This window comes from Endozoicomonas atrinae (genome assembly GCF_001647025.1).
GTDB lineage: Bacteria > Pseudomonadota > Gammaproteobacteria > Pseudomonadales > Endozoicomonadaceae > Endozoicomonas > Endozoicomonas atrinae.
This window is the reverse complement of the sequence record NZ_LUKQ02000502.1, coordinates 1-1,845: the sequence shown is the minus strand read 5'-3', so window position 1 is coordinate 1,845 and position 1,845 is coordinate 1. Positions and strand designations below refer to the sequence as shown.

Below are 1,845 nucleotides of genomic sequence, written 5' to 3'. Positions count from 1 at the left end.
ACATCAGCAAACTGAAACAGCTCTTTCCGGAATTGATCACGGAAGACGCCAGCGGCGCAAAAATTGATGTGGATGTGCTGAACGAACTGGTGGGCCATCAGGTGATTGATGGCGATAAGGAACGCTATAACTTCACCTGGCATGGCAAAGCCGCCGCCCGTCGTCTGGCGCAGACACCCTCTACCGGCACCCTGAGACCCTGCAAAAAAGAATCAAAAGACTGGGACACCACGCAAAACCTGTTTATTGAAGGCGATAACCTGGAAGTGCTGAAGCTGCTGCAAAAGAGCTACCACAAAAAGGTGAAGATGATTTATATTGATCCGCCTTATAACACGGGGAAGGATTTTATCTACAAAGATAACTTCAAAGATAATATTGCCAATTATAAAAAAATAACAGGACAAATCGATGATGAAGGAAACCCATTAAAAACCAATCCAGAAACGTCAGGTCGTTATCATACTCATTGGTTAAACATGATGTATCCACGTTTAAGGTTGGCACGAAATCTTCTAAAAGATGACGGTGTTATTTTTATTTCCATTGATGACACGGAGTTGAAGAATCTTATCGAGATTTGCGACAACGTTTTTGGGTCTGAAAACTTTATTGCCAACTTCATATGGGAAAAAAGAACAAATAGAGAAAATCGGAAAATCGTTTCTGGCAGGCATGACTATGTTGTTTGCTATACCAAGAATCGTGACCCATTGATTAGACCTATAAATCAACTCCCAATGAGTGAAAAAGCTCTAGCAAACTATAAGAACCCAGATAATGACCCTTTGGGTGAGTGGAAATCTGACCCAGCATCTGCACAAGCTGGACATGGAACAAAGAGTCAATTTTACGTACTTACTGCACCAAATGGAAAACAGCACCATTTACAGAGTGGCCGTTGTTGGGTTTACACACAACCTGAAATGGAAAGAGCAATACGTGAAGGTAGAATTTGGTTTGGCAAAGATGGAAATGGGGTTCCTAGAATAAAAACATACCTTCACTCAAAAGAACGAGGCCTAACACCTGAGAGCATTATTTTTGCAGAGGATGCATCAACAAACGAGGGGGCAAAAAATGCACTAAAAGACCTCTTTGGAGGGATATCTGTTTTCGAAACCCCTAAGCCCGTAGACCTTATTCGTTTAGCAATTCAACTTAGTTGTGATGATGGTTATGTTCTAGACTTTTTTTCAGGTTCGGCTTCAACCGCACACGCGGTGCTTAAGCAAAATGCATTAGATGGTAAAAAGAGGAAGTTTATTCTAGTTCAGTTGCCTGAGGAATGTGATGAATTAAGTGAGGCATATAAAGCAGGTTACAAAACAATTTCAGAAATTGGGATTGATAGGATTAAAAAGGCTGGTGATAAAGTACTGAAAGAAAACCATGACAAGGTAGATATTAAAAACATAGATACCGGCTTCAAAGTTTTCAAACTGGACTCCAGCAATATAAAACCCTGGGATGCCGATTTTGAGAATCTCGAACAAATGATTCTTGGTGCCGACGACAGTCTGAAAGAAGGCCGTTCTGCCGACGATGTACTCTACGAAATCCTGCTGAAATACGGCCTCGACCTCACCCTGCCCATTGAAGAACACATTCTGGCCGGTAAAACCGTGCACAATATTGGCAATGGCGCTCTGATGATCTGCCTGGATGATGAAATCACTCTCGATGTCGTCAATGCCATTGGTGATCTCAAGAAGGAGTTGCAACCGGAAGTCATGCGCGTGGTGTTCAAAGACGCTGGCTTTGCTGACCCAGTCGTTAAAACCAATGCCATTCAGGTGCTCAAGCAGTTTGGCATTGACGATGTGAAAAGTATCTAAGGGCGGG

At 42.5% G+C, this 1,845-nt stretch carries 1 protein-coding gene; it reads left to right on the top strand.

Annotated features, from left to right (window positions below):
• On the top strand, positions 1-1,838 hold a 1,838-nt coding region (locus AK963_RS28430), incomplete at its 5' end, for a site-specific DNA-methyltransferase (protein ID WP_202969909.1).
• Positions 1,839-1,845: the final 7 nt, after the last annotated feature.